Raw genomic sequence first — 22,374 nt, forward strand, 5'->3', positions numbered from 1 at the left:
GTAAATCTTACAAAAAGAATTGTCAATGTTATTTTCTGAATATATTTTATTTTAAGGTAATCGAAACGTTCCCTTTTTTATGCCCTATTTCCACATACATATGAGCTTCAGCAATTTCTTCTAATCGGTAAGTTCTATCAATAACAGGTTTTAAATGTTCTGTTTCAGTTAGTTCTTTTAGTAGAATCATATCCTCTTTACTTACTTTTGCCATCATTCCATTAACAGATACATATTTTCCATTGGGTGTTAATGTATTTGTACAAAGGGATTTTTTATACTTCCCAACTGCATCAAATATAATATCGTAACGCTCGCGCCGCTTAGTAAAATCTTCTTTCGTATAATCAATTACTTTATCCGCTCCTAAAGATTGCACGAGTTCAAAATTTGAATTACTACAAACAGCTGTAACGGTCGCACCAAAATATTTAGCGAGTTGTATGGCAGCTGTTCCTACTGATCCAGAGGCACCATATATGAGAACTTGTTGCCCCTTTTTTATCCGGCCTTTTCTCAGAAAATGCAACGCTGAAGTTCCACCAAAAGGAATAACTGCCGCTTCTTCATACGTTACATTGGTAGGTTTTAATGTTATTAATCCACTTTCATGCACGCATGTGTATTCGGCATAACCACCAAGATTTAGTTCTGTTAATGCAAAAATTTGATCTCCTTTTTTAAATTGAGTTACATCTGTCCCAATATCCTCTATCTCTCCTGCTAATTCTACGCCAAGTATAGGGTTTCTCGGTTTTCTAAGTCCTAATACAAGTCGCATAGGAATCCAAAATAATAGAGGGCTATTAAATCCGCGTATTCTACAATCTCCAGTCGATACACTTGTTGCGTGAATTTTAACTAATACTTCGTTCTTTTTAGGTGTAGGTTTCTCTATATTTTGAAGCTGAAGAACGTTAGGTGGTCCATACTGTGTGCAAATGATCGCCTTCATAATGACCTCCTGAAATGAGTTGTCGTTATTTACATCATATTTAAGATCTTTATTAAACATGTCGCTATATAGCGAGTATAGATTAAAAATTATATAGATTTCATAGGAAAAGAGGTGATATTATTTTGGGAAAGGGGGCGACAGTATGAAAAAAATTATTTTTGTTTCAAGTTTAGTACTTGCAGTCAGTCTAGGGGTAGGGTGTAGTAATGAGAAAACAGCAAAGACGGATGAGCCGAAAAAAGAATCAGTTCAAAAAGAAAAGGAATTAACGGCGAGGGATGTTTTCAAGAAAACGAACGAAGCTTTTAAAAATGAAGAACATGTAACGATGACATATGGTGTAGGGGTAAAAGCTGAGGGAACAGAGATGGATATAGTAAAGGCTAAGATGCAATTAGAGCCAAAGACAAAGAATTCTCGTTCTGAAATGAATATTTCCGGTACAGATGTTGTAGTGTATACTGTGGATGGTAAAGTTGCTGGTGAGGTAAAAAACCCTAATACAGGAGAAGTTATAACCGTACCAGAGGAGCAATTAAACGCTGGTGGAATGAAAGCAACTCAAGATATTATAGATAAGTTAGAAGTACCGGAAGTAGTTTTAGATAAAATGAAGATGGAGAAAAGCGGAGATAAATATAAACTGAAATTTACATTAAAAGGGCAAGAAACAGAAAGTATGTTAACTAGCATGGATGAAACGCAGAAGAAAATGTTACAAGCACAAAATGCGAAGATAGAAGAAGTGGATGCAGAATATATCATTACAAAAGATTTTAAATATGAATCAGCAAAGATAGACATGATTATGAGTAGTAATGGCAAGGATAAAGCGCACATTATTACGAACGCAAAATATACGTCGTACGAAAAGTTTGACCCAATACAATTGCCAGCAGCAAAGTAACAGTTTTGATGAGGGGGACCTAAAATAAGGTGCCCTCTTTTTTGTATACTTTCTTCTTAGGAAAATATGTACAATATGAAGAGGGAAAATTGTAGAAGAGGAGAGTGTCGTTTGAGAAAAAGAAAGATAGCGGTGGTTGTTGTAGCTTATACAGTGTTGCTTGCAACGTCTGTACATACATATAAAGAACAACTTGATCATCCTATTATGAGTGATGTAGGTAAATTGCTTCCGACAAAAATAAAACGTGTTGAAAGTGCTACTGATGAGCACTCGTTAATAAAATTAGTGCAAGATGCAAATGTTTCTGGAGAGAAAATTTCGATTGCTGGTATGCAACATAGCCAAGGCGGGCAGACGTATTATCCGCATGGTACGATGCTTGATATGAAGGGATATAATAAAATACTAGAATTTAATCCAGAGAAGAAGCGAATTACAGTTCAAAGTGGCGTCACGTGGAATGATATTCAGAAGAAAGTAAATCCGTATGGTCTGGCGGTTCAAGTGATGCAGTCTCAAAATATTTTTACTGTTGGTGGTTCATTAAGTGTAAATGTACATGGGCGTGATATTCGCCATGAAGCATTGATTGATACAGTAGAGTCATTTAGATTGTTAATGGCAGATGGTACGGTGCGTAATGTAAGTAGAGAAGAAAATGCTGAGTTGTTTCCGTATGTAATTGGGGGATATGGGTTATTTGGTGTTATTTTAGATGTGACGTTAAAGTTAACAAACGATGAATTGTATGAAACGCATACGAAGGTACTAGATTATAAAGAATACTCTTCATATTTTAAGAATAAAGTGCGAAGAGATGAGAATATACGTATGCATTTAGCACGTATTTCTGTTGCCCCACATTCATTTTTGAAAGAAATGTATGTGACAGATTATGGGTTAGCGAAAGATCAGCAGAAGTTGAGAGAGTACAGTAAATTAAAAGAAGAAAATATTATAGCTGCGCCAAAGTTTTTACTCGGTTTATCACGCTATAGTGATTGGGGAAAAGATACATTTTGGGATATACAAAGAAGTTATTTTGAACGTACAAATGGTAAGTACGAAACGCGAAATAATGTTATGAGGTCAGATAGTGCTTTTATGGAATATGAAAATCCGAATAGGACAGAGGTGTTACAAGAATATTTTGTGCCTATAGATTCTTTCACGGAATACATAGATGATTTACGTAACGTATTAAATGAGGAAGAGTTTAATTTGCTCAATATTACGATTCGTTACGTGGAAAAGAATGAAAATGCAGTTTTATCCTATGCGAAAGATGATATGTTTGCACTGGTTCTTTTAATTAATCAAGGGCGTTCTGAACATGAGATAAAGAAAACAGAGAATGTTATTCAGAAGATGATTGATGTTACGTTAAAGCATAACGGTAGTTATTATTTACCGTATTATTCTTATCCAACGAAAGAGCAGTTAAAGAGAGCGTATCCTCGTATAGAAGAATTTCTTCAGAAGAAAAAAGAAGCGGATCCAAAAGAGAGATTTGTGAATTTATTTTATAGGGAGTATACGAAATGACATATAAAAGGTTTGTGGCGTCACAAAGTATCATTATGATGGCGGGAAGTATGGTATTTCCTTTTTACATCTTATTGCTTCGGAATGTTGGAAATAGCTTCTCGCAGTTTGGCTGGGCGTATGGCTTATTTGCCTTAACTTCAGCTCTAGTATATCCGCTAGTTGGAAGAATCTCTGATCGAGTAGGTGATAGAAAGTTATTAATTATATACGCCTGGTCTATGGCTGTGTTAATGCTTTGTTTCCCCATTGCAACAGAAGTATGGCATGTATATATTCTTCAAATTTTAATGGGTATTTTAGGAGCTGTGCAACGTAATACGGAGAAGACATCGTTAGCGCGGAAAGTTGTGCAAGAAAATGCTGGTTATGAGATTGGAAAATATCATGTTTGGACATCAATTGGAGGAGCAGTAGCAATTATTGCAACGGGATATTTAGTAGATTTCTTTACGATTGGTACGATTTTTTATATTGCATCTATCTTATATGTAGTAAGCGGAGTTGTATTAAGTAGTAAAAAAATATAGACATTCCCATTTTTACCTAAATACCCTTTATTTGTTATACTAAAAGGGAAGACAAAAGAAAAGGGGACATTGCCTTTGATGAAATTTTTGATTTTAGCTATTCTCACTTTGTTTTTGATTCCATGGACGAGAAGAAGCGGTAGTAAACTTCGAGCAGTGGATAAGAAAGGTGATGAGAAGGTTGTAAAGGGTAAGAAAGCATCCATTTTAGTTATTCCTGTTTTATTTTGGATAGGTATTGCAATCTATGAATATTTTTGGCTAATTGATGATCGAGCAGATTCAATTCTTACTCATTATTCTGTTGCAGTAGCAATTTTAATTGGGCTTGTTTTATTTTCACAAGATCAAATAGGGAAATTAGAAGGTACGTTAAAAGGGCTTCTAATGTTTGTTTTACTCGCAAGTTACGGCTATTTTGGTTATTTGCATGATATAGTAATCTCGCAAACGAAATATGATTCTGTTGTAAAGGTAGAGAAAGATATTTCAGAGCCATTTACTGAAAATGATCAGCCGTTTACAGTGCCGCCAAAGACAGCGGAAAATAAGATGAAAAAAGTATTTGGAGATATTCCGAAAGTAGCTTATTTTGAGCTAGGAGAATTAACGCCACAAATGGTAAATGGCGAGGCTTTATATGTAGCACCAATTGAAGTTTCAGGATTTTTTAAAGCACGTAAAGCAGAGACAATTCCAGGATACGTAACGATGTCAGGTACGAACCCGGATGCGGAAGCGAAACTGCACCTTGGTTATAAAATGAAATATGTGCCAAGCATGTTCTTCGGAAATCATTTAGAGCGTGTTGTAAGGCAAGCAGAACCAAATCTAATCTTTAAAGGGAAACCTAAATTTGAAGTGGATGATAAAGGGAAACCGTATTATACAATGACGTATGGTGAATTTATTTCAGGAAGATCTGGATTTGAAGTAGAGGGCGTTGTAGTAGTAGATGCACAAACAGGTGAAGTGAAAAGATACGAAAAAGGAAAGGCACCTAAATTCGTTGATGGCGTATTAAATCACGAGACTGCATCTACATTAAATACGTATTTCGGTAAATATATTCACGGATTTTGGAATACAAAATTCTCGCAAACTGATATGAAAATCCCGACTGAGTGGGGAACGAAAGAAGGAGTTACACCAATCTTCGGTAAGGATGGAACGTTATATTACTTTACTGATTTCACCTCCCCGAAAGAAGGAGTAGATTCTGCGTTAGGTTACTCGCTTATTGATGCGCGTACAGGTAAGTTGTATTACTATAACGGAAAAGAAGTAAAGGGAATTATGGACGGTTCAGCTGCTTCGGAAGTAGTGGATAATTCCTTTAAGAGAGAGAAATGGCATGGAACGATGCCGGTTATTTATAACGTGTACGGTAAACCTTCTTGGATTGTACCTGTTATTGATGACGGAGGTTTAGTACGTGCTCATACAGTTATCTATGCTTCTAACGCGAAAATATTTGCAACAGGTTCGACGCAAAAAGAAGCGCTTGAGAATTATAAAAATGCGCTGAGCGGAAGTGGGGATTCATTTAGACCAACTTCAAATGGTAAAGAGGCACAAAAAGAAGGCGTTGTACAACGTGTATATAAAGAAAAATCAGGTGAAAATACAATTGTGTACGTACTGTTAGAGAATGAACAAAAAGTATTTATGATACCTGTGAAGAAATTCCCATATGCTATGTTTACAGAAGTGGGAGATCCAATTCAAATCACATATTTAGATACAGGAGAGGCGATGTCTTCCGTATCTAAATTTGCAAATAGCAATTTGAAAAAGTAAAGCGATAGAAATTTTATCGCTTTTTTTTTACAGTATAAAACAGGAAAATGCGCTATACTTGACGTATGTTTATGTTGTAACTATAATTGTTACGATTCATTATGTATAGGAAAGGGTGAACAGAAAAAGTGAATGGAGTTAATCAAGAAATATATAAACCTGTAAAGACAAATAGGTTATGGATGATTCTTGTACTAGGGACACTTACGGCAATTGGGCCGTTATCTATCGATATGTATTTGCCTTCGTTACCGAAATTAACGGATGATTTACAGACAGGTGCATCCCTGGCGCAGCTTACATTGACAGCTTGTTTACTTGGGCTTTCAGTAGGGCAATTATTTGTCGGTTCAATTAGTGATATTTACGGAAGGCGCAAACCTCTTATTATTGCTCTTATTATTTATGTTGCTTCTTCTTTACTTTGTGCTATTGCACCATCTATTTGGACTTTAGTGTTATTGCGCTTCTTACAAGGAGCTTCAGGATCGGCTGGGATTGTTATATCACGTGCAATGGTACGTGACATGTATTCGGGTTCTGAAATGACGAAGTTTTTCTCGCTACTCATGTTAGTAAACGGAGCAGCGCCTATTTTGGCACCGATTATTGGAGGACAATTGCTACAGTTTACAACATGGCGCGGTGTCTTCATTGTTCTTGGAGCAATTAGTGTATTCATGTTAATATCAGCTACTTTCGTATTACGTGAAACATTACCTCCTGAAGAGAGAGAAACAGGTGGATTGTCAGGGACGTTGGCGACGTACGGAAAACTATTAAAGGATCGTCTGTTTATGGGATATGCATTGTCTCAAGGGCTAGTAACGGCGGCAATGTTTGCATACATTTCGGGCTCACCATTTGTGCTACAGAACATATACGGAGCATCACCACAGCAATTTAGTTTATTCTTTGCAATCAACGGTATTGGTATTATTATTGCTAGTCAGGTAACGGGTCGTTTAGCAGGGAAAGTGAATGAGAAGACATTATTTGTTGCTGGTATTATTATCGCAGCTATTGGTGGTTTATCTTTACTACTGACAATCTTACTAGGAATAGGTTTAATTGGTGTTTTATGCTCGTTATTCCTTGTCGTATCAAGTGTCGGGGTTGTATCAACAACTGGGTTCTCGTTAGCGATGAGAAATCAGAAACAAGCCGCAGGAACAGCGTCGGCCTTATTAGGATTATTACAGTTCATTTCAGGAGCGCTTGTTGCACCGTTAGTGGGTATTGGCGGAAGCAACACCGCATTACCGATGGGTGTTGTAATAGCTCTTTGTGAAATGGGTGCTGTGTTATGTTATTTGTTTATGGCCAGAAGAAGTGAAAAGCAGTTTGAACTGCAACAAAGACAAAATTTAGAGGCTTAACTTATAAAAAAGAGCTGATTCAAATATTTTTGAATCAGCTCTTTTTTCATTTCTTTGAAATAACTCATACAGCTTTGTAAGGTGATGCAAAAGTTATTTGCATAAAGTGACGATACTGTGACAAAAATGTAGGCATGTATATTAAGGTAGCGTCTTAAGTGTAAAAAGTAGGATGTTCTCGGTATAATAACAAGTGGAGATAAAAGAAACTATAATGAGTAGTAGCTGTAGATAAAAGGAGAAGAAGAGATGAAGAAGGTTTTGGGTATTGCTGTAATGGGAAGTATGATCCTTCTAGCAGGATGTAATGGAAATAAAGATACGAAAGAACCGAAAGAAAAGGTAGAGCAATCTACTGAGCAAACAGAAGAGATGAAAGAATACCGTGCAGTACATGAAAAATACGATATGAAAATGAATAAAGAAATTAATAAAGCACTACAGTTATTTGAAGTGGCAAAAGAAAAGGGCGGTAAGGAAATAACGAATGCTACATATAAAGAAGATGTGCAAAAGGTAACGACTAGCATGTTAGAAGATATTGATAATATACGTAAAGAAATTCGTGTTCCAAAGTCGAAAGAGCAAGAACATGAGGTATACGCTGGTTTCTTGAATGAATCGGAACAAGCAATGAAAAAATTACAGAAGTTAGCTAAAGAAGAAGACTCATCATTGATTCGTGATATAGAAATTAACTTTGCAACAGCATCGACATACTATAAACGTTTTCAAGCAGAAACGAAAAAATAACCTTGCGTACGCGCAAGGTTATTTTTTCTTCTTACCATCTCCGTCTTCATCCTCAGATACTAATACATTCTGTTCTTCGTGAAATGCAGAGATTTTTTGTCCGGTAATATTATCGAATGGAGTATAAAAAGAAGTGATACGTTTCTTTTTAATAAAGAGTTTATAGAAGCCGATGATGACAAGTATAACGATTGTTAATGGTAATCCTATAGTAGCAAGAAGTAAGGGATCCATTTTATAACTCCTTTAATACAATTTCTTTTTATTATAAGTGAAAGATTGTAATTTCAATAACTAATATAACAGAAAACTGATTTTTCTAAATATATCCAATTTGATTGACTTTTCATTTTTTCAGAATTATAATTCGAAATATACAATTTGAACCAAATAATAATATAGCAATTTACTTATCCAGAGAGGTAGAGGGACTGGCCCTATGACACCTCAGCAGCGGGTTCTGTAACAGGAACACCGTGCTAATTCCAGCAAGCAAGTCTTGAAAGATAAGTGATGGGCCTTCGTTTATTAAGCCTTGATCTTATTTTTTAAGATCAAGGCTTTTTGTGTTTTAAGAAGAGGAAAGGGAGTAATGGGAAAGATACGTTAATAAAACAAAGTAAATTTATGAGTTTAGGAGGTTATTGGAGTGTATGTTGTTAAAAAACTATCAGTTATGGTGTTTACACTATGGATTATTACAACAGTAACATTTTTGATTATGCACATTATTCCGGGGGATCCATTTTCATCGGATGCAAAGATCTTTCCGGCGGAAGTTGTGCAGAACATGAGGGCAAAGTATCACCTTGATGAACCGCTATGGAATCAATATGTTGCTTATTTAGACGGCGTAGTTCATTTTGATTTTGGTGAATCTGTTCAATCGACGGGGCAAGGTGTATCAGAAATTATAACGACAGGATTTGGTCCATCAGCAATCATCGGCTTACAAGCACTTGTTATTTCATTGTTAGTCGGAATTGCAGCGGGTACATTTGCTGCTCTCTATCACGGGAGAGTAATTGATTATAGTGTGAGTTTACTTGCGATTCTCGGCATATCTATTCCAAGTTTTATTTTAGCACCATTATTTATACAAGTATTTGCTATACAATTTGAACTTTTACCAGTAGCGTCTTGGGGCACATTTGAACATACGGTATTACCGTCATTCGCATTAGCATTAGGGCCAATCGCGGTTATTACAAGATTTGTTCGCTCTAATATGATTGAAGTTTTGCAGAGTGATTATATTAAGCTAGCGAGAGCGAAAGGTATACCAATTAAGAAGATTATTATAAGGCATGCTCTTCGAAATGCAATTGTTCCAGTACTAACGTTTGTTGGACCGTTAATGGCTGGGCTTTTAACAGGAACTTTCATTATTGAAAAGATCTTTGCGATTCCCGGTCTCGGAAAATATTTTGTAGATAGTATTTTTAACCGAGATTATCCAGTAATTATGGGAACAACAATTTTCTATAGTGCATTATTAATTTCTTGTATTTTCATTACAGATATTATTCACCGTATTGTTGATCCGCGTATTCGTTCTATTACGTAAGGAGGGGGGCATTTAAATGGGAGCTTATGAAATCAATAAACAGCTATTAACGAATGAAGAGAAAAAAGAATTAACGATAAATAAAGAGCAGCAAACGATTAGCCGAAAAAAAGAAGTGTTTCGTAAGTTTGTATCAAATCCGATCGCAGTTCTAGGAGCGTTGACATTATTACTCATTATTATTTTCTCTCTTATCGGTGAAAGTTTAACCCCTTTTACCGCGAGTGAACAAGTAAAAGAGGCGACAAATTTACCTCCTAGTAGTGAGCATTGGTTCGGAACAGATGATTTAGGTCGGGATATTTGGGCACGTACTTGGGCTGGTGGGAAAATTTCATTAGTAGTTGGATTAATAGCGGCTGTTCTTGATATAGGACTTGGTGTACTGATTGGGGGATTTAGTGGATATGTGAGAGGGCGTAATCGCCTTGGAACGTTAATTGATGAGTGGATTGTACGAGGGATTGAAGTATTATACGGTATTCCATATTTATTAATTGTTATTTTACTACTAATCATTATGAAACCAGGACTTTTTACAATTATTATTGCTCTTGCATTAACAGGGTGGATTGGTATGGCACGTCTCGTTAGGGCGCAAGTCTTATCTTTAAAGCAAAGAGAATTTGTTATTGCAGCAGAGCGATTGGGTACATCGCATATGAAGATTATATACGGACATATCATTCCGAACTTAACAGGCATTATTATCGTAAATTTATCATTTACAATTCCCGCAGCTATTTTCTCAGAATCATTTTTAAGTTTTATCGGACTCGGGGTACAATCACCAGCAGCGAGCTGGGGGACGATGACGAATGATGCGCTCGGGACACTATTAAGTGGGGAATGGTGGCAACTTTTCTTCCCATCGCTGATGATTGCGCTCATTATGTTCGCATTTAATGCAATTGGTGATGGTTTGCAAGATGCAATTGATCCAAAAATCGTCAAACGGAATCGAAAGGAGAAAAGACATGGGACAGCTCTTATCTTTAGAAAACGTAACATTGGCCGTTGAAAAAGAGAATAGTAAGCAAGCAATTGTGAAGCATGTTTCCTTTTCTATTAACGAAGGTGAAATCGTTGCACTTGTAGGAGAAAGTGGTTCAGGAAAAAGTGTTACAGCACAATCTATTGTCGGATTAAATCAAGAATCTATTCACATCGATGACGGGAGCATCTCTTTCCACTCTCAAGGATTAACGAATTTACAAGAATCAGAATGGAATCAAATTCGAGGGAAAGACATTTCGTTTATCTTTCAAGACCCTCTGTCCGCTTTAAATCCGACGATGAAAGTAGGAAGGCAAATTACAGAGGTGATTTTGCAACATGAGAAAAAGTCGAAAAGAGAAGCAAAAGAAATTGCGATTAATTTATTAACGGATTTAGGGATACATGAAGCAGAGAAACGTTTTGAACAGTACCCACATCAATTAAGCGGAGGTATGAGACAACGTATTTGTTTAGCAATTGCGTTTGCTTGTCATCCAAAGCTCGTTATTGCAGATGAGCCTACAACTGCATTAGATGTAACGATTCAAAAGCAAATTATGGGGTTATTAAAAGAGCGAAAAGAAAAACAAAATACGAGTATTTTATTAATTACACACGATTTGGCACTTGTACATGAAGTAGCAGATCGAGTAGTTGTGATGTACGGGGGACGTGTTGTTGAAAAAGGGACGATACAAGAAGTGATAGGTTCACCTAAGCACCCATATACGAAAAGTTTATTGCAAGCTATTCCGAATATGGATGATTCCGAAAAGGTACTTAGGGCTATTGAGGGAACAACACCATCAATTGAAACGCTAAATAGCTTTGGTTGTCCTTTTGTCAATCGTTGCCCGGTAGCAATCAAAGAATGTATTCATCGTTTTCCAGAGAGAACAACATATTCTGGGGAGCATAGCTCACATTGCTGGCAGCATATTCTTGAGCATAACGAAGCAAAATCAAAAGAGAAGGTGAATGCTTCATGACGACAGATTTAATTACTGTAAAGCAAGTAACGAAAACGTATGGAAGTAAAAAGAAAGAAATCATAGCGCTAAAAGATATATCACTTTCTATCCCGAAAGGAACGACGCTTGGAATTATTGGAGAAAGTGGTTCAGGAAAGACAACACTTGGTAAGCTCATAGCTGGGATCGAGAGCCCAACGTCTGGTCAAATTGATTATAACGGTCAAGTTGTTCACAAGTTGAAGTCAGCTCATAAGCGAGATTTCTTGCAGAAAGTACAATTCATTTTTCAAGATTCAACAGCTGCATTAAATCCGCGCTGGAAAGTACGCGATAGCGTAACAGAAGGATATATTTCATTCGGTTTAGGTGATAAAGAATTGAAAGATAAGGTGGCAGGTGATGCGCTAGAACGTGTTGGATTAGATAGGCAATATATTGATCGATACCCACACGAATTTAGCGGAGGACAACGTCAACGGATCGCTATTGCAAGGGCGTTATTATGTGAGCCAGAAGTATTAATCCTGGATGAACCAATTTCTGCATTAGATGTTTCACTTCAAATCCAAATTGTGCACTTGTTGCAAAAGATTCAAAAGGAACAAGGCTATACATATTTATTTATCGCACATGATTTACCGATGGTTCACTACTTATGTGAAAAAGTGGCTGTCTTATATAAAGGAGAACTTGTTGAATTTGGAAATACGGATGAAGTGTTCCGTAATCCTCAACATTCTTATACAAAAACATTATTAGCATCAACACCAAAAATTTTAGGTTAAAGGGGAATGTAAGATGAAGAAGTTTTTATTATTTGTCATTATGACCGTATTAGCAATTACTTCTGTCGCTTGTGGCAAGAAAGATACTTCAAAAGCAAGTGCTAGTAAAGGAGACCGTTTTGTAACGAATCTTGGTAGTGATCCTTATACGCTAGATTCAGCAATTTCAACGGATAATAACTCTAATTATGTAATTGAGCACTTATTTGCAACTTTGTACAGACAGACAACTGACGGGAAGTTTGAAAAGGATTTAGTAGAGAAAGAGGAAGCTGGAGCGGATGGAAAAGAGTATACATTCTATTTGAAAAAAGGATTAAAATGGTCTGATGGCTCCCCGTTAACAGCAAAAGATTTTGAATTTGCTTGGAAGAGAATATTAAATCCTAAAACGGGTTCTATGAATGCAACAGAACTATATTTCATTAAAGGTGGAGAAGCATTTAATACAGGGAAAGGTGCAGAAGATGCAGTAGGAATTCAAGCGGTAGATGATGTAACTTTAAAGCTACAATTTGAATATCCGGTAACATCTATTAAACGAACATTATCCCAGTCGTTATATATTCCACTTAATAAAAAATCTATTGATGAAAAAGGTAAACTAAAAGTAGATCCAAAAGAATTAATTACAAATGGTCCTTTCACATTGAAAGAATGGAAGCATAATCAAGCGATTATTTTAGAAAAAAATAAAGAGTTTCATGATAAAAAAGTAGCATCAAAAGAAATTGAATTCCGTATTATCCCTGAAGGTAAAACAGCGTATCAATTATATAAATCTGGAGAATTAGATTTACTATCTCACATACCAACAGATTTAGTTGAAAAAGAACAAAATAATAAAGAGTTTAAAAAAATGCAAGACTACTCAACTCATATTTACTCGTTTAATTCAGAGAAGCCACCGTTTACAAACGCAAAAATTCGTAAAGCTTTTGCAATAGCTGTAGATCGTAAGTTTATCGTAGAGAAAATATTAAAGAATAATGCAAAAGAAGCATATGGTTTTGTACCAGAAGGAGCAAAAACAGAAAGTGGCCGCGACTTCCGTAAAGAGAAAGGTGATTATTTTAAATATGATCCTGCAGTAGCTAAGACGTTATTAGAAGAAGGAATGAAAGAAGAAGGATGGACTACTCTTCCAGAAGTGACAGTGAAATATTCAGATAAGAAGAAAATAGCTGAAACACTTCAAGAGATGTTTAAGAAAAATCTTGGTGTAGATGTAAAAATAGAAGGTAAAGAGTGGAAAAGTTATATTGATATGTATAAACAAAGTGACTTCCAAATTGCATATATGGGATGGGGAGGATCTACATTAGATCCAGCTGCACAATTAGAAATTTATGCAGGTGATGGACCAAATAACTATGCAAAATGGTGTAATAAAGACTTCGATAATTTAATTAATCAAGCAAAATTAGAACAAGACGAAAATAAACGCTTTGACTTATTACATCAAGCAGAAGATATTATGTTTACAGAATATCCTTTAATCCCACTTGTATTCCCAACAGATTCTTATTTACAAAAATCATCTGTATCTGGATTAGAATACTACGTAGGATCTCAACCGAGCTTACGATATGCTAAAAAATAAAATAAAGAAGTAGGCAACCGCCTACTTCTTTATTTTATTTCTCTTTTATATTCTTTTTTCGTTCCATCAGAGAAGACAACTTCTAAATCAAACTTTTGGTAGTCTTTATCAAGTTTGAACACATTTACTACTTGATCGATTACTTCTTGGTCAGGAGTATCTTTATCAAATTTTAATTCTTGTAGAAGTGGGCTTAATTTTGTAATAGCCTCGTCACCTGTAAACTTTGCATTTGATTTATGGTCTTCAAGTTTTGCTTCCATTTTCTTATCAGCTGCTACATTCTTATAATCAGCCTCGTAGTCTTTCTTCGTATCTTGATAGTCTGCATCTAAACTAAATTCATTGAAGTTAAGTTTTAAATCAGCAGGAGCTTCATTTTTTGCTTCTTCAGTAGTTTTCTTATTAGAAGTTGTATCTTCTTTTGCAGGAGCTTTACATCCTGTTAATACAGGTACTAGCATAAGCGCTAATAAAACTGATAGTAAAATTCTCATTATAATTTCCTCCTTATGTAAATTCGTTCTATACAAGTTTTTCCCAAAATCATGTAATTATGTATGTGTTGAAAATAAATTATTAACTTGTAGCCACAAAGTTTAATCCGCAATTTAAATCAAAAATGATTTGTATGTATATGGTAAATTAAGGTTGTGAGGAGGTACTAAAATGCATGAAGAATATAAAGAGATGATAAAGAAAGCAATTGAATATATAGAGGAGCATTTACATGAGGAGCTTACAACAGAAAGAGTGGCCTCTCACAGTGCGGTATCGATGTACCATTTTCATCGTATTTTTCAAAGGTATATTGGGATGAGTGTAACGGATTATATTCGAAAGAGAAGGTTAACTCATGCTGCGCAAGCCTTAGTGTCAACAGAGAGGGCTGTTATTGATATTGCAGTACAATACGGCTTTTCCTCACAAGAGGCATTTACGAGAGCTTTTAAAAGAATGTTTCAATTGCCACCGAAGAAATATCGAAAGTACTTCCAGTCATTTTATATAGAAAGAGAGGGTGTTTCAATGCAAAAAGGTATACCGAAAGGATGGATCTTAAGTGGAAGTCATCCTGCTGAATATGAGATGGGTTTAGACTATGAAGTTGCCCATCAAGGAAAAGTATCTGCATACATAAAGGCAAAAGAGAATGTTACACATGGAGGATTTTCAACATTAATGCAAATGTTTCGAGCGGATAAATATGTAGGTAAAAGATTACGTTTAACAGCATTTGTTAAGAGTGAGAACGTAAGAGATTGGGCAGGATTGTGGATGCGAGTAGACGGAAAAGATACAGAACCACTCGCTATGGATAACATGCAAAATCGCCCAATTAAAAATACGAATAACTGGCAATCGTATTCGGTTGTATTAGATATAAAAGAAGGAGCGCTTGGTATTGCATTTGGTGTCTTATTATCAGGAGAAGGTTGTGTGTGGCTAGATAGTATTCGATTTGATGAAGTGGATGAAAAAATTCCTTCAACAGATTTGGCTGAAAACTTTTATGAAACACTACTAGAAGAGCCGGTAAATCTGCAATTTGAAGAGATAGAGAAGTAAGGAGAAAAGATATGCTCAAATATGCAAAACTAATAAGTATTAGTTTAGTAATATCGTCTTGTATTATGGGAATTAATTATTTCATTAGCTATCTGTGGTCAGGACATATACCTTCTTTGACGTGGAGAACATATTTGATGTTTGGGTTTATATTTATGATGAGTTTTGGTTCAATACAAAAAGAAAGGTAGGAGGATTATTGACAATGATTAGAAAAGGTATATAATCTAAATGTAAGTGATCACTTGCATGAGGAAGAGAGGATTTTATGGCGCGCTCAAAGACAGCAGAAAAAATCATCCAAGCAGCAATTGAATTAGTGAAAGAAAAGGGATATACAGCAGCGACAACGAAAGAAATTGCAATGCGTGCTGGTGTTAATGAAGTAACGATATTCCGCAATTTTAAAAGTAAGAAGGGTGTTATTGAAGCGGCGGTTGCTGAATTTTCATATGTACCGCATTTAAAACAGTTTTTACAAACAGAAATTGTGTGGGAATTAGAAACGGATTTAAAGAACTTAGCAAGGCATTATCATAAATTTTTAGATAGCATAAAAGATATTATTTCTATCGGTATACGTGAGGCGAGGGAATTTCCTGAATTAGATGAGGAAATCTCCAAAATTCCAAAAGGGTTAAAAGAAGAATTAATCATATATTTTGCTAAAATGCAGGAACAGGGAAAGATTATTCATACAAATATTGAAGCGCAAGTAATGAATTTTATATGGATTAATTTTGGTTACTTCTTATCTAAATTGCGTTTTGAAAACCGACTTATGGAAATCGATGATGAGAAATTTATTGAGAATAATATAGTTTTATATGCTAGGGCTTTAAGACCCTAGTATTTATTTAAAATAAAATGCAAGTAAGTGCTTGCTTGCTAAATAGGAGAGCGGGAAGATGGATACATTAAAACAGTTTTTAAAAATACCAGGTACGTATATAGGAATGGTAGTTGCGCTATCGTTCCAACTTATTTTCTTTTGTGTTTGGTTAACGGCATATGATGGAGTGAATGAAAGAGTAGATCAAATGCGTATCGCTATTGTGAATGAAGATGGAAATATAGGTAGTAAAATAGCAGAAGGCTTACAGAGAAATTTACCGTTTCAGGTGAAAGCAGAACAGTCTGTGGAAAAAGTAAATGAAGAAATGAATGACCATATGTACGATATGATTATTGAAATTCCTGCTTCCTTTTCAAAGGATATAAATGAAACAGGAAAATCAAATTTAAACTTCCACATTAATCAAGCGAATGCCATGATGGCAAAGCAAATGATGGAAGGAGCCGCAAAGCAAATTAGAGACAATGTAAATAAAGAGATAACAAGTTATAAGAAACAAGCGATTGTTGGGAAATTACAAGCTGCAGGGCCTGAGAATGTAGAAGTGATAAAAAGTTTAACTGAAGATTCAATTGGCTTTACAGTTCATAAAGTAAATGATGCAAAAGGATTTTCGGCTAATATGGTACCACTAATGATGGTATTAGCTTCATTTGTAGGAGCGATGATCATGAGTATGGAGCTATCAAAAGTTGCAAAGGAAGTAAAGAACGGTTGGAGTAATTTTGTATCAAGACAGGTCATTAACGGTACAGTATCAATTTTACTTGCATGTATTACAATTGGTTTGATGAGAGGATTTCAAATTGAAGTACACGAAGCAGTATGGAGTATATGGATGTTTCAAGCGATAGTCTTCTTCGCCTTTCTTTCATTAACACAAATGTTCATAACTGTTTTCGGAAATGCAGGTATGATCTTTAATATAATTTCACTATCGTTACAACTTGTAAGTTCGGGTGTAATTGTACCACATGAGATGCTTTCTAAAACATATCAAACAATCGGCGAATTATTTCCCGCAACATATGCAGCGAATGGCTATTATACAATAATATTTGGGGGAGTTAGTTTAGGAGAAAATATTATTTCGTTATTAGTCATTATATTAGTTACACAATTGGTAGCAGTAATTTCTGTATCTATAAAAGAAATAGTAAAGAGAAGAAGTCATGTAGTTAAAGAAGTATAAAATAAAAACGGTATCCGCCGAAGGATACCGTTTTTATTTTATTATTTTGCAACTTCTGTCCACTTGTAGTTAAATTCACCGCCGAAGTCAGTTGTTACAAGTCCTTTAATGAAAGAGCGTTGTAAGTAAGAACGACCTTGTTGGTATAAAGGAGCGACAGCACCGTCTTGTAATAGGGTTTTTTCAGCTTGCTTCATTGCTTCAAAGCGAGCCTTTTCATCACCAGCTAAATCTGTTTTCACTTTATGAATGAGCTCATCATACTCTTTGTTAGAGTATTTATCGAAGTTATAAGCACTTTCTGTTGTAAATAAATCTAAGAATGTAATTGGATCAGCGAAGTCAGGGCCCCAGCCATCAATTCCAATTTCATAATCACCACTTAATAGTAGTTTCAACTGTTGTTTACGTGGTTGTGGTTTTAAATTCACTGTTAATCCATCTAGATTCTTTTCTAGTTCACCTTTTAAATATTCACCAGTCTTTTTAGCTAAAGCATTATCGCTTGTTAATAGTTCGATTGTTACTTTTTCAGTACCAAGTTCTTGTTTCGCTTTTTTCCAGTTTTCTTTCGCTGTTTTCACATCATCTTTGACTAGGTTTCCATTTTCTTTACGGAAGTCGTTGCCTTCTGGACTTTTTGCAAATTTTGCAGGAACCATTCCTTCAGCTGGAACAGCGCCGTTATTTAAAATTGTTTCTACGTATGCTTTTTTATTCATTGCTCCGTTAATAGCAAGGCGTGCATGTTGATTTTTTAATGTTTCATTTTTTTGATTGAGTCGTAAGAATTGAATACCAACTTCAGCGCGGTCCTTGAAGTTTGGATCACCCTTATATTTATCAACAAACTCTGCAGTTAAAGCAACACGATCAATTTGTCCTGAATCGTATAAGTTAACTTCTGTAGACTTATCTTTAACGACATTGAAGTTGATTTCTTCTAATTTTACAGTTTTAGCATCCCGATAGTTAGGGTTCTTCTTCAATTGGAAGCTTTGCTCGTGTTTCCAGTTATCTAATATGAAAGCACCGTTGTAAATTAAATGATTTGTTTCTAAACCATATTTATCGCCCTGAGATTTTAAGTAATCTTCATTAATTGGTAAGAATGTTGAGAATGTCGTTAAGCTTAAGAAGTAGGGAACAGGACGGTCTAGTTGTACTTCTAACGTTTTATCATCAAGAGCTTTGACCCCTAGTTGATCAATTGGTAATTGTTTCTGGCTTATTTGTTTCGCATTCTGTATATCGAAGAATAAGAATGCATATTCAGCTGCTGTATCAGGATTTACGGCACGTTGCCAAGCGAAGACAAAGTCCTTTGCTGTAACTGGAGTACCGTTTGACCATTTTGAATCACGCAGGTGGAATGTATATTTTGTTTTATCGGGATTAAGGTCAACCGACTCAGCAACACCAGGAATTGGTTTGTTATCTTCTCCCATTGCATATAAACCTTCAAAAACATTTTGCATTACGCTCATGGATTCCCCATCCGTTGCTTTTGCAACATCCATTGTTGGAATTTCTGAAGCGAATGATAAGTTAATTGCCTGTTTATCATTTGCTTTATCATTTGCTTTCGCTCCGCTTGCATGATCTTTATTTCCCCCGCAAGCAGTTAGTAATAGACTTGCCCCTAAAACAGATGCAACAACAGGTACAACTTTTTTCTTCATTGTTCGTTCCTCCCTAAATGTGTTGTTCGTAACATCGTAATGTCCACGTTTTGAAGTGTAGCTATAGAAGAAGAGAAAACCTATTATAGATATGTGTATGTAGGTAATTAGGTGTTCCATATGTATATACATGTTGAACTATAATCTATCGTTATATGTTTCAACGTAGTAGACGTTATATTTTGATGGTGAAATATTTCGTTTCTTTGATTATTTAGAATATTAAAACTGGAAAGAACTATATGTCAATAATAAAAATTGATTGTTAATTTCTTAGAATAATATATTAAAAAAGCAGATTTCCTCGTATTAGGGAATCTGCTTTTAATATGTTTTGCTAAAAAAACAATTGGTGTGGGCTAATAATCAGTGGGGGATGAAGAAAAACCCACTGATTAAAGTTTCGCTTTATTTTTCAATTTTGGCCCATTTGAAGTTTAATTGACCTGCAAAGTCTACTTGCACAATTCCTTTCACATAAGAACGTTCTAAATAAGATTCGCCTTTTTGGTAAAGAGGAGCGATAACAGAGTCTTTAAATAATATTTTCTCGGATGCTAGTAATGCTTCCCAGCGAGCTTTTTCATCACCGGCTAAAGTTGTTTTCACTTTTGCTATTGTTTCATCGAACTCCTTATTAGAGTAATGATCTAAGTTGTAAGGGTTATTCGTTGTAAATAGCTCAAGGAATGTAATTGGATCAGCAAAGTCAGGGCTCCAGCCGTCAATTCCAATTTCGTAGTCACCTTTTAATAAAAGTGAAACTTGTTGTTTACGTGGTTGCGGCTTTATATTTACTGTTAATCCATCTAAATTCTTTTCTAGTTGTCCTTTTAAGAACTCACCAGTTTTCTTATCAAGGTCAGCATCACTTGTTAATAATTCTAATGTTATCTTTTCAGAACCAAGCTCTTGTTTAGCTTTTTTCCATAATTCTTGAGCAGATTTTGTATCAACCTTTGTTAAATCGCCGTTTGCGGCACGGAAGTCTGTTCCGTCAGGTCCTTTTGCAAAGTTTTTCGGCACGAGACTAGAGGTTGGTGTAGAGCCGTCATTTAATAACGTATTTACAAAGGATTTTCGATCAATTGTTTGATCGATTGCTTGGCGTGCAGAAACGTTTTGAAGTACTTTGTTTTGTTGATTCATACGTAGAAACTGTACCCCTACGTTTGGCCGTCCTTTAAAGTTAGCATCCTTTTTATATTTATCAACGAAGTCAGATGTTAGTTTGATACGATCTAATTGTTTTGACTCGAATAAATTTACTTCTGTAGATTTTTCTTTTACGACGTTAAAATTGATTTCTTCCAGTTTGACAGTATCTTTATCCCAATAGGTAGGGTTTTTCTTAAATTTAAAGCTTTGCTCATGCTTCCAATCGCTTAGTGTAAAAGCTCCGTTGTACAAAATTGTATTGTCTTCTAACGCATACTTATCACCTTGTGCTTTAAAGAATTCCTCGTTAATTGGTAGAAATGTTGGGAACGCTGTTAAGCTTATAAAGTACGGAACAGGACGTTCCAATTCTACCTCAAACGTATGGTCATCAATTGCTTTTACACCAAGTTGATCGGCTGGAAGTTCTTTGTTGTTAATTTTTGTTGCGTTTTTAATATCAAAGAATAGAAATGCATATTCAGAGGCTGTTGCTGGATCAACAGCTCTTTGCCAAGCGAAGACAAAGTCTTTCGCTGTGACAGGAGTGCCGTTTGACCATTTTGAATCTCGTAGGTGGAATGTGTATTTCGTTTTATCGCCACTTACTTCATAAGATTTTGCAACGCCAGGGACAGGTTTGTTACCTTCACCAAGATTATACAAACCTTCAAATACGTTTCTCATTACTTGACCAGAATCAGTATCTGTAGCACGAGCTGTATCCATTGTTCGTATTTCAGTAGGTGAAGATAAGTTTAAAACCTGTTTACTAGGCGCCTCGTCTTTTGCATTTGCTCCGCTTGCTTCGTTTTTATAACTACCGCAACCAGTTAATAAAATACTTACTCCTACAACTGATGCAATACCGGGTACAAACTTCTTTTTCATTTGATTTTCCTCCTAAATAATTAAGTTTGGATGATGATGAGGGAAATGAAAAATAAAAAATCCCTCTTTTCATATTGAGAAAGAGGGATTTTTACGTACAAGTTATGCACCCGTATATAAACGAAGTCCCTCATTCTATCTTTCAAGCACAATGCTTGCAGGAAGTGGCACAGTATTCAAAATGAACCTGTTGCCGAGGTTTCAAAGGGCCAGTCCCTCCACCTCTCTTGATACAATGAGTAAACGAATAAATTTTATTAATTTTGTGTTTCTTTGATAATTCAAAATCTTACACCTTGGATGATGAAGTGTCAACCAATTGGAATATAGTTTAAATTTTCAGTTTTATTTAACGAGAAAAACCACTGCATATGGCAGTGGTTTTTCTACTAGAAGTTAAAGTTATCTGGATCTGGACCAACGCGACGATCTTCATTTAGAGCTTGAATTGCTTTCATGTCATCAGCACTTAATTCAAAATCGAATATATTTGCATTTTCAATAATGCGATGTTCTTTAATAGATTTAGGGATTGTTACAACTTCATTTTGTAAATCCCAGCGTAAAATAATTTGTGCAGTTGATTTATTATATTTTGTCGCAATGTCTTGTAATGTGGAGTTATCCAGTAGTTGTCCCTGCATTAATGGTGACCAAGCTTCAAGCTGGATGTTATGTTCTTTACAGAAAGCGTGCAATTCTTCTTGTGCTAAACGTGGGTGGTATTCCACTTGATTGACCATTGGCTTAATTTCAGCGATTTCAAATACGTCTTGTAAGTGGTGAATGTGGAAATTACTCACACCGATAGCACGAACACGGCCATCTTTATAAAGTTTTTCTAACGCTTTCCATGATTCAGTATATTTCCCTTTTACAGGCCAATGTACTAAATATAAATCTAAATATTCTAGACCTAATTTTTCTAATGTAGTTTCAAATGCTTGAAGTGTTGTTTCATATCCTTGATCGCTATTCCATACTTTTGATGTAATAAATAATTCTTCACGTGAAACACCTGCTTCACGGATCGCTTGTCCAACGCCTTCTTCGTTTTGATAGATTGCTGCAGTATCGATGCTGCGGTAGCCATTTTTAATTGCTGATTTTACAGACTCAATTACTTCTGAACCATCTTCTACTTTAAAAACACCTAAACCGAACCAAGGCATTTTTACACCGTTATGTAATGTAGTATAGTCTTTTAAACTTGTTAAACTCAT

Annotated in this window: 21 protein-coding genes and 2 riboswitches; of the genes, 15 read left to right on the forward strand and 6 right to left on the reverse strand. The window is 35.5% G+C overall.

The window, feature by feature from the left end; genetic code table 11:
* Positions 1-46 precede the first annotated feature (46 nt).
* On the reverse strand, positions 47-955 hold the full coding sequence (locus AAG068_RS01025) for an NAD(P)-dependent alcohol dehydrogenase (RefSeq protein WP_342716633.1): 909 nt from the start codon (positions 953-955) through the stop codon (positions 47-49).
* A gap of 145 nt (positions 956-1,100) precedes the next feature.
* On the opposite strand from AAG068_RS01025, the gene AAG068_RS01030 reads away from it, so the two are divergent.
* From AAG068_RS01030 to AAG068_RS01055, 6 genes are all read left to right on the forward strand, one after another.
* Positions 1,101-1,865, forward strand: coding sequence for a hypothetical protein (locus AAG068_RS01030; RefSeq protein ID WP_342716634.1), 765 nt, complete (start codon positions 1,101-1,103; stop codon positions 1,863-1,865).
* Between the two features lie 111 nt (positions 1,866-1,976).
* Complete coding sequence (locus tag AAG068_RS01035; RefSeq protein ID WP_342716635.1) at positions 1,977-3,413, forward strand: FAD-binding oxidoreductase; 1,437 nt, start codon at positions 1,977-1,979, stop codon at positions 3,411-3,413.
* A complete protein-coding gene (locus AAG068_RS01040) occupies positions 3,410-3,943 on the forward strand; it encodes an MFS transporter (protein ID WP_098669196.1) in 534 nt (177 codons plus the stop codon). Before AAG068_RS01035 ends, AAG068_RS01040 begins: the two co-directional genes overlap by 4 nt.
* Before the next feature lie 78 nt (positions 3,944-4,021).
* Positions 4,022-5,743, forward strand: a complete 1,722-nt coding sequence (locus tag AAG068_RS01045; protein WP_342719693.1) for a DUF3981 domain-containing protein — start codon at positions 4,022-4,024, stop codon at positions 5,741-5,743.
* Positions 5,744-5,871: 128 nt separating this feature from the next.
* Positions 5,872-7,122: a multidrug effflux MFS transporter gene (locus AAG068_RS01050; RefSeq protein ID WP_342716636.1), complete on the forward strand. Its 1,251-nt coding sequence runs from the start codon at positions 5,872-5,874 to the stop codon at positions 7,120-7,122.
* 249 nt (positions 7,123-7,371) lie between these two features.
* Positions 7,372-7,875, forward strand: a complete 504-nt coding sequence (locus tag AAG068_RS01055) for a hypothetical protein (RefSeq protein WP_000756533.1) — start codon at positions 7,372-7,374, stop codon at positions 7,873-7,875.
* 18 nt (positions 7,876-7,893) lie between these two features.
* Here AAG068_RS01055 and AAG068_RS01060 read toward each other — a convergent pair whose 3' ends face one another.
* A complete protein-coding gene (locus AAG068_RS01060; RefSeq protein ID WP_342716638.1) occupies positions 7,894-8,109 on the reverse strand; it encodes a DUF3951 domain-containing protein in 216 nt (71 codons plus the stop codon).
* A 173-nt stretch (positions 8,110-8,282) separates the two neighbouring features.
* Positions 8,283-8,388: riboswitch (SAM riboswitch) on the forward strand.
* 136 nt (positions 8,389-8,524) lie between these two features.
* Here AAG068_RS01060 and AAG068_RS01065 point away from each other — a divergent pair.
* From AAG068_RS01065 to AAG068_RS01085, 5 genes are read left to right on the forward strand one after another with little or no spacing between them, the layout of a single operon-like run.
* A complete protein-coding gene (locus AAG068_RS01065; RefSeq protein WP_342716639.1) occupies positions 8,525-9,442 on the forward strand; it encodes an ABC transporter permease in 918 nt (305 codons plus the stop codon).
* A gap of 16 nt (positions 9,443-9,458) precedes the next feature.
* The gene (locus tag AAG068_RS01070; RefSeq protein WP_000501546.1) at positions 9,459-10,463 is read left to right on the forward strand and encodes an ABC transporter permease; all 1,005 of its coding nucleotides are present in this window, start codon (positions 9,459-9,461) and stop codon (positions 10,461-10,463) included.
* Positions 10,420-11,430 (forward strand): ABC transporter ATP-binding protein, encoded by a 1,011-nt coding sequence (locus tag AAG068_RS01075; protein WP_342716641.1) that lies wholly within the window; start codon positions 10,420-10,422, stop codon positions 11,428-11,430. The genes AAG068_RS01070 and AAG068_RS01075 overlap by 44 nt, the downstream gene beginning before the upstream one ends.
* Positions 11,427-12,200 (forward strand): ABC transporter ATP-binding protein, encoded by a 774-nt coding sequence (locus AAG068_RS01080; protein WP_342716642.1) that lies wholly within the window; start codon positions 11,427-11,429, stop codon positions 12,198-12,200. Before AAG068_RS01075 ends, AAG068_RS01080 begins: the two co-directional genes overlap by 4 nt.
* 13 nt (positions 12,201-12,213) lie before the next feature.
* Positions 12,214-13,803, forward strand: a complete 1,590-nt coding sequence (locus tag AAG068_RS01085; protein WP_342716643.1) for a peptide ABC transporter substrate-binding protein — start codon at positions 12,214-12,216, stop codon at positions 13,801-13,803.
* A gap of 29 nt (positions 13,804-13,832) precedes the next feature.
* Here the strand turns inward: AAG068_RS01085 and AAG068_RS01090 are convergent, their stop codons facing one another.
* Positions 13,833-14,300 (reverse strand): YusW family protein, encoded by a 468-nt coding sequence (locus AAG068_RS01090; protein ID WP_001221562.1) that lies wholly within the window; start codon positions 14,298-14,300, stop codon positions 13,833-13,835.
* 172 nt (positions 14,301-14,472) lie between these two features.
* On the opposite strand from AAG068_RS01090, the gene AAG068_RS01095 reads away from it, so the two are divergent.
* The 4 genes from AAG068_RS01095 to AAG068_RS01110 all read left to right on the forward strand — a co-directional run bounded on the left by AAG068_RS01095 (position 14,473) and on the right by AAG068_RS01110 (position 17,420).
* Positions 14,473-15,372, forward strand: coding sequence for a helix-turn-helix domain-containing protein (locus AAG068_RS01095; protein ID WP_048562984.1), 900 nt, complete (start codon positions 14,473-14,475; stop codon positions 15,370-15,372).
* A gap of 11 nt (positions 15,373-15,383) precedes the next feature.
* A complete protein-coding gene (locus AAG068_RS01100) occupies positions 15,384-15,563 on the forward strand; it encodes a hypothetical protein (protein WP_342716644.1) in 180 nt (59 codons plus the stop codon).
* Between the two features lie 77 nt (positions 15,564-15,640).
* A complete protein-coding gene (locus AAG068_RS01105; protein ID WP_262741436.1) occupies positions 15,641-16,222 on the forward strand; it encodes a TetR/AcrR family transcriptional regulator in 582 nt (193 codons plus the stop codon).
* A 58-nt stretch (positions 16,223-16,280) separates the two neighbouring features.
* Positions 16,281-17,420, forward strand: a complete 1,140-nt coding sequence (locus AAG068_RS01110; RefSeq protein ID WP_342716645.1) for a YhgE/Pip domain-containing protein — start codon at positions 16,281-16,283, stop codon at positions 17,418-17,420.
* Positions 17,421-17,461: 41 nt separating this feature from the next.
* On the opposite strand, the gene AAG068_RS01115 is transcribed toward AAG068_RS01110, so the two are convergent.
* The 3 genes from AAG068_RS01115 to AAG068_RS01125 form a co-directional block, all read right to left on the reverse strand.
* Positions 17,462-19,102 (reverse strand): peptide ABC transporter substrate-binding protein, encoded by a 1,641-nt coding sequence (locus AAG068_RS01115; RefSeq protein WP_342716646.1) that lies wholly within the window; start codon positions 19,100-19,102, stop codon positions 17,462-17,464.
* 408 nt (positions 19,103-19,510) lie between these two features.
* Positions 19,511-21,151, reverse strand: coding sequence for a peptide ABC transporter substrate-binding protein (locus AAG068_RS01120; RefSeq protein WP_342716647.1), 1,641 nt, complete (start codon positions 21,149-21,151; stop codon positions 19,511-19,513).
* 132 nt (positions 21,152-21,283) lie between these two features.
* Positions 21,284-21,388, reverse strand: a riboswitch (SAM riboswitch).
* Between the two features lie 152 nt (positions 21,389-21,540).
* Positions 21,541-22,374: an aldo/keto reductase gene (locus AAG068_RS01125; RefSeq protein ID WP_088609475.1), complete on the reverse strand. Its 834-nt coding sequence runs from the start codon at positions 22,372-22,374 to the stop codon at positions 21,541-21,543.

This window comes from Bacillus paramycoides (assembly GCF_038971285.1).
GTDB lineage: Bacteria > Bacillota > Bacilli > Bacillales > Bacillaceae_G > Bacillus_A.

Bases quoted from the DNA above. Each gene is read 5' to 3' on its own strand.
- AAG068_RS01120 (WP_342716647.1), bottom strand. From the start codon at position 21,151: ATGAAAAAGAAGTTTGTACCCGGTATTGCATCAGTTGTAGGAGTAAGT.
- AAG068_RS01080 (WP_342716642.1), top strand. From the start codon at position 11,427: ATGACGACAGATTTAATTACTGTAAAGCAAGTAACGAAAACGTATGGA.
- AAG068_RS01055 (WP_000756533.1), top strand. From the start codon at position 7,372: ATGAAGAAGGTTTTGGGTATTGCTGTAATGGGAAGTATGATCCTTCTA.
- AAG068_RS01085 (WP_342716643.1), top strand. From the start codon at position 12,214: ATGAAGAAGTTTTTATTATTTGTCATTATGACCGTATTAGCAATTACT.
- AAG068_RS01060 (WP_342716638.1), bottom strand. From the start codon at position 8,109: ATGGATCCCTTACTTCTTGCTACTATAGGATTACCATTAACAATCGTT.
- AAG068_RS01125 (WP_088609475.1), bottom strand. From the start codon at position 22,374: ATGAGTTTAACAAGTTTAAAAGACTATACTACATTACATAACGGTGTA.
- AAG068_RS01045 (WP_342719693.1), top strand. From the start codon at position 4,022: ATGAAATTTTTGATTTTAGCTATTCTCACTTTGTTTTTGATTCCATGG.
- AAG068_RS01090 (WP_001221562.1), bottom strand. From the start codon at position 14,300: ATGAGAATTTTACTATCAGTTTTATTAGCGCTTATGCTAGTACCTGTA.
- AAG068_RS01040 (WP_098669196.1), top strand. From the start codon at position 3,410: ATGACATATAAAAGGTTTGTGGCGTCACAAAGTATCATTATGATGGCG.
- AAG068_RS01115 (WP_342716646.1), bottom strand. From the start codon at position 19,102: ATGAAGAAAAAAGTTGTACCTGTTGTTGCATCTGTTTTAGGGGCAAGT.
- AAG068_RS01110 (WP_342716645.1), top strand. From the start codon at position 16,281: ATGGATACATTAAAACAGTTTTTAAAAATACCAGGTACGTATATAGGA.
- AAG068_RS01025 (WP_342716633.1), bottom strand. From the start codon at position 955: ATGAAGGCGATCATTTGCACACAGTATGGACCACCTAACGTTCTTCAG.
- AAG068_RS01105 (WP_262741436.1), top strand. From the start codon at position 15,641: ATGGCGCGCTCAAAGACAGCAGAAAAAATCATCCAAGCAGCAATTGAA.
- AAG068_RS01100 (WP_342716644.1), top strand. From the start codon at position 15,384: ATGCTCAAATATGCAAAACTAATAAGTATTAGTTTAGTAATATCGTCT.
- AAG068_RS01075 (WP_342716641.1), top strand. From the start codon at position 10,420: ATGGGACAGCTCTTATCTTTAGAAAACGTAACATTGGCCGTTGAAAAA.
- AAG068_RS01070 (WP_000501546.1), top strand. From the start codon at position 9,459: ATGGGAGCTTATGAAATCAATAAACAGCTATTAACGAATGAAGAGAAA.
- AAG068_RS01030 (WP_342716634.1), top strand. From the start codon at position 1,101: ATGAAAAAAATTATTTTTGTTTCAAGTTTAGTACTTGCAGTCAGTCTA.
- AAG068_RS01095 (WP_048562984.1), top strand. From the start codon at position 14,473: ATGCATGAAGAATATAAAGAGATGATAAAGAAAGCAATTGAATATATA.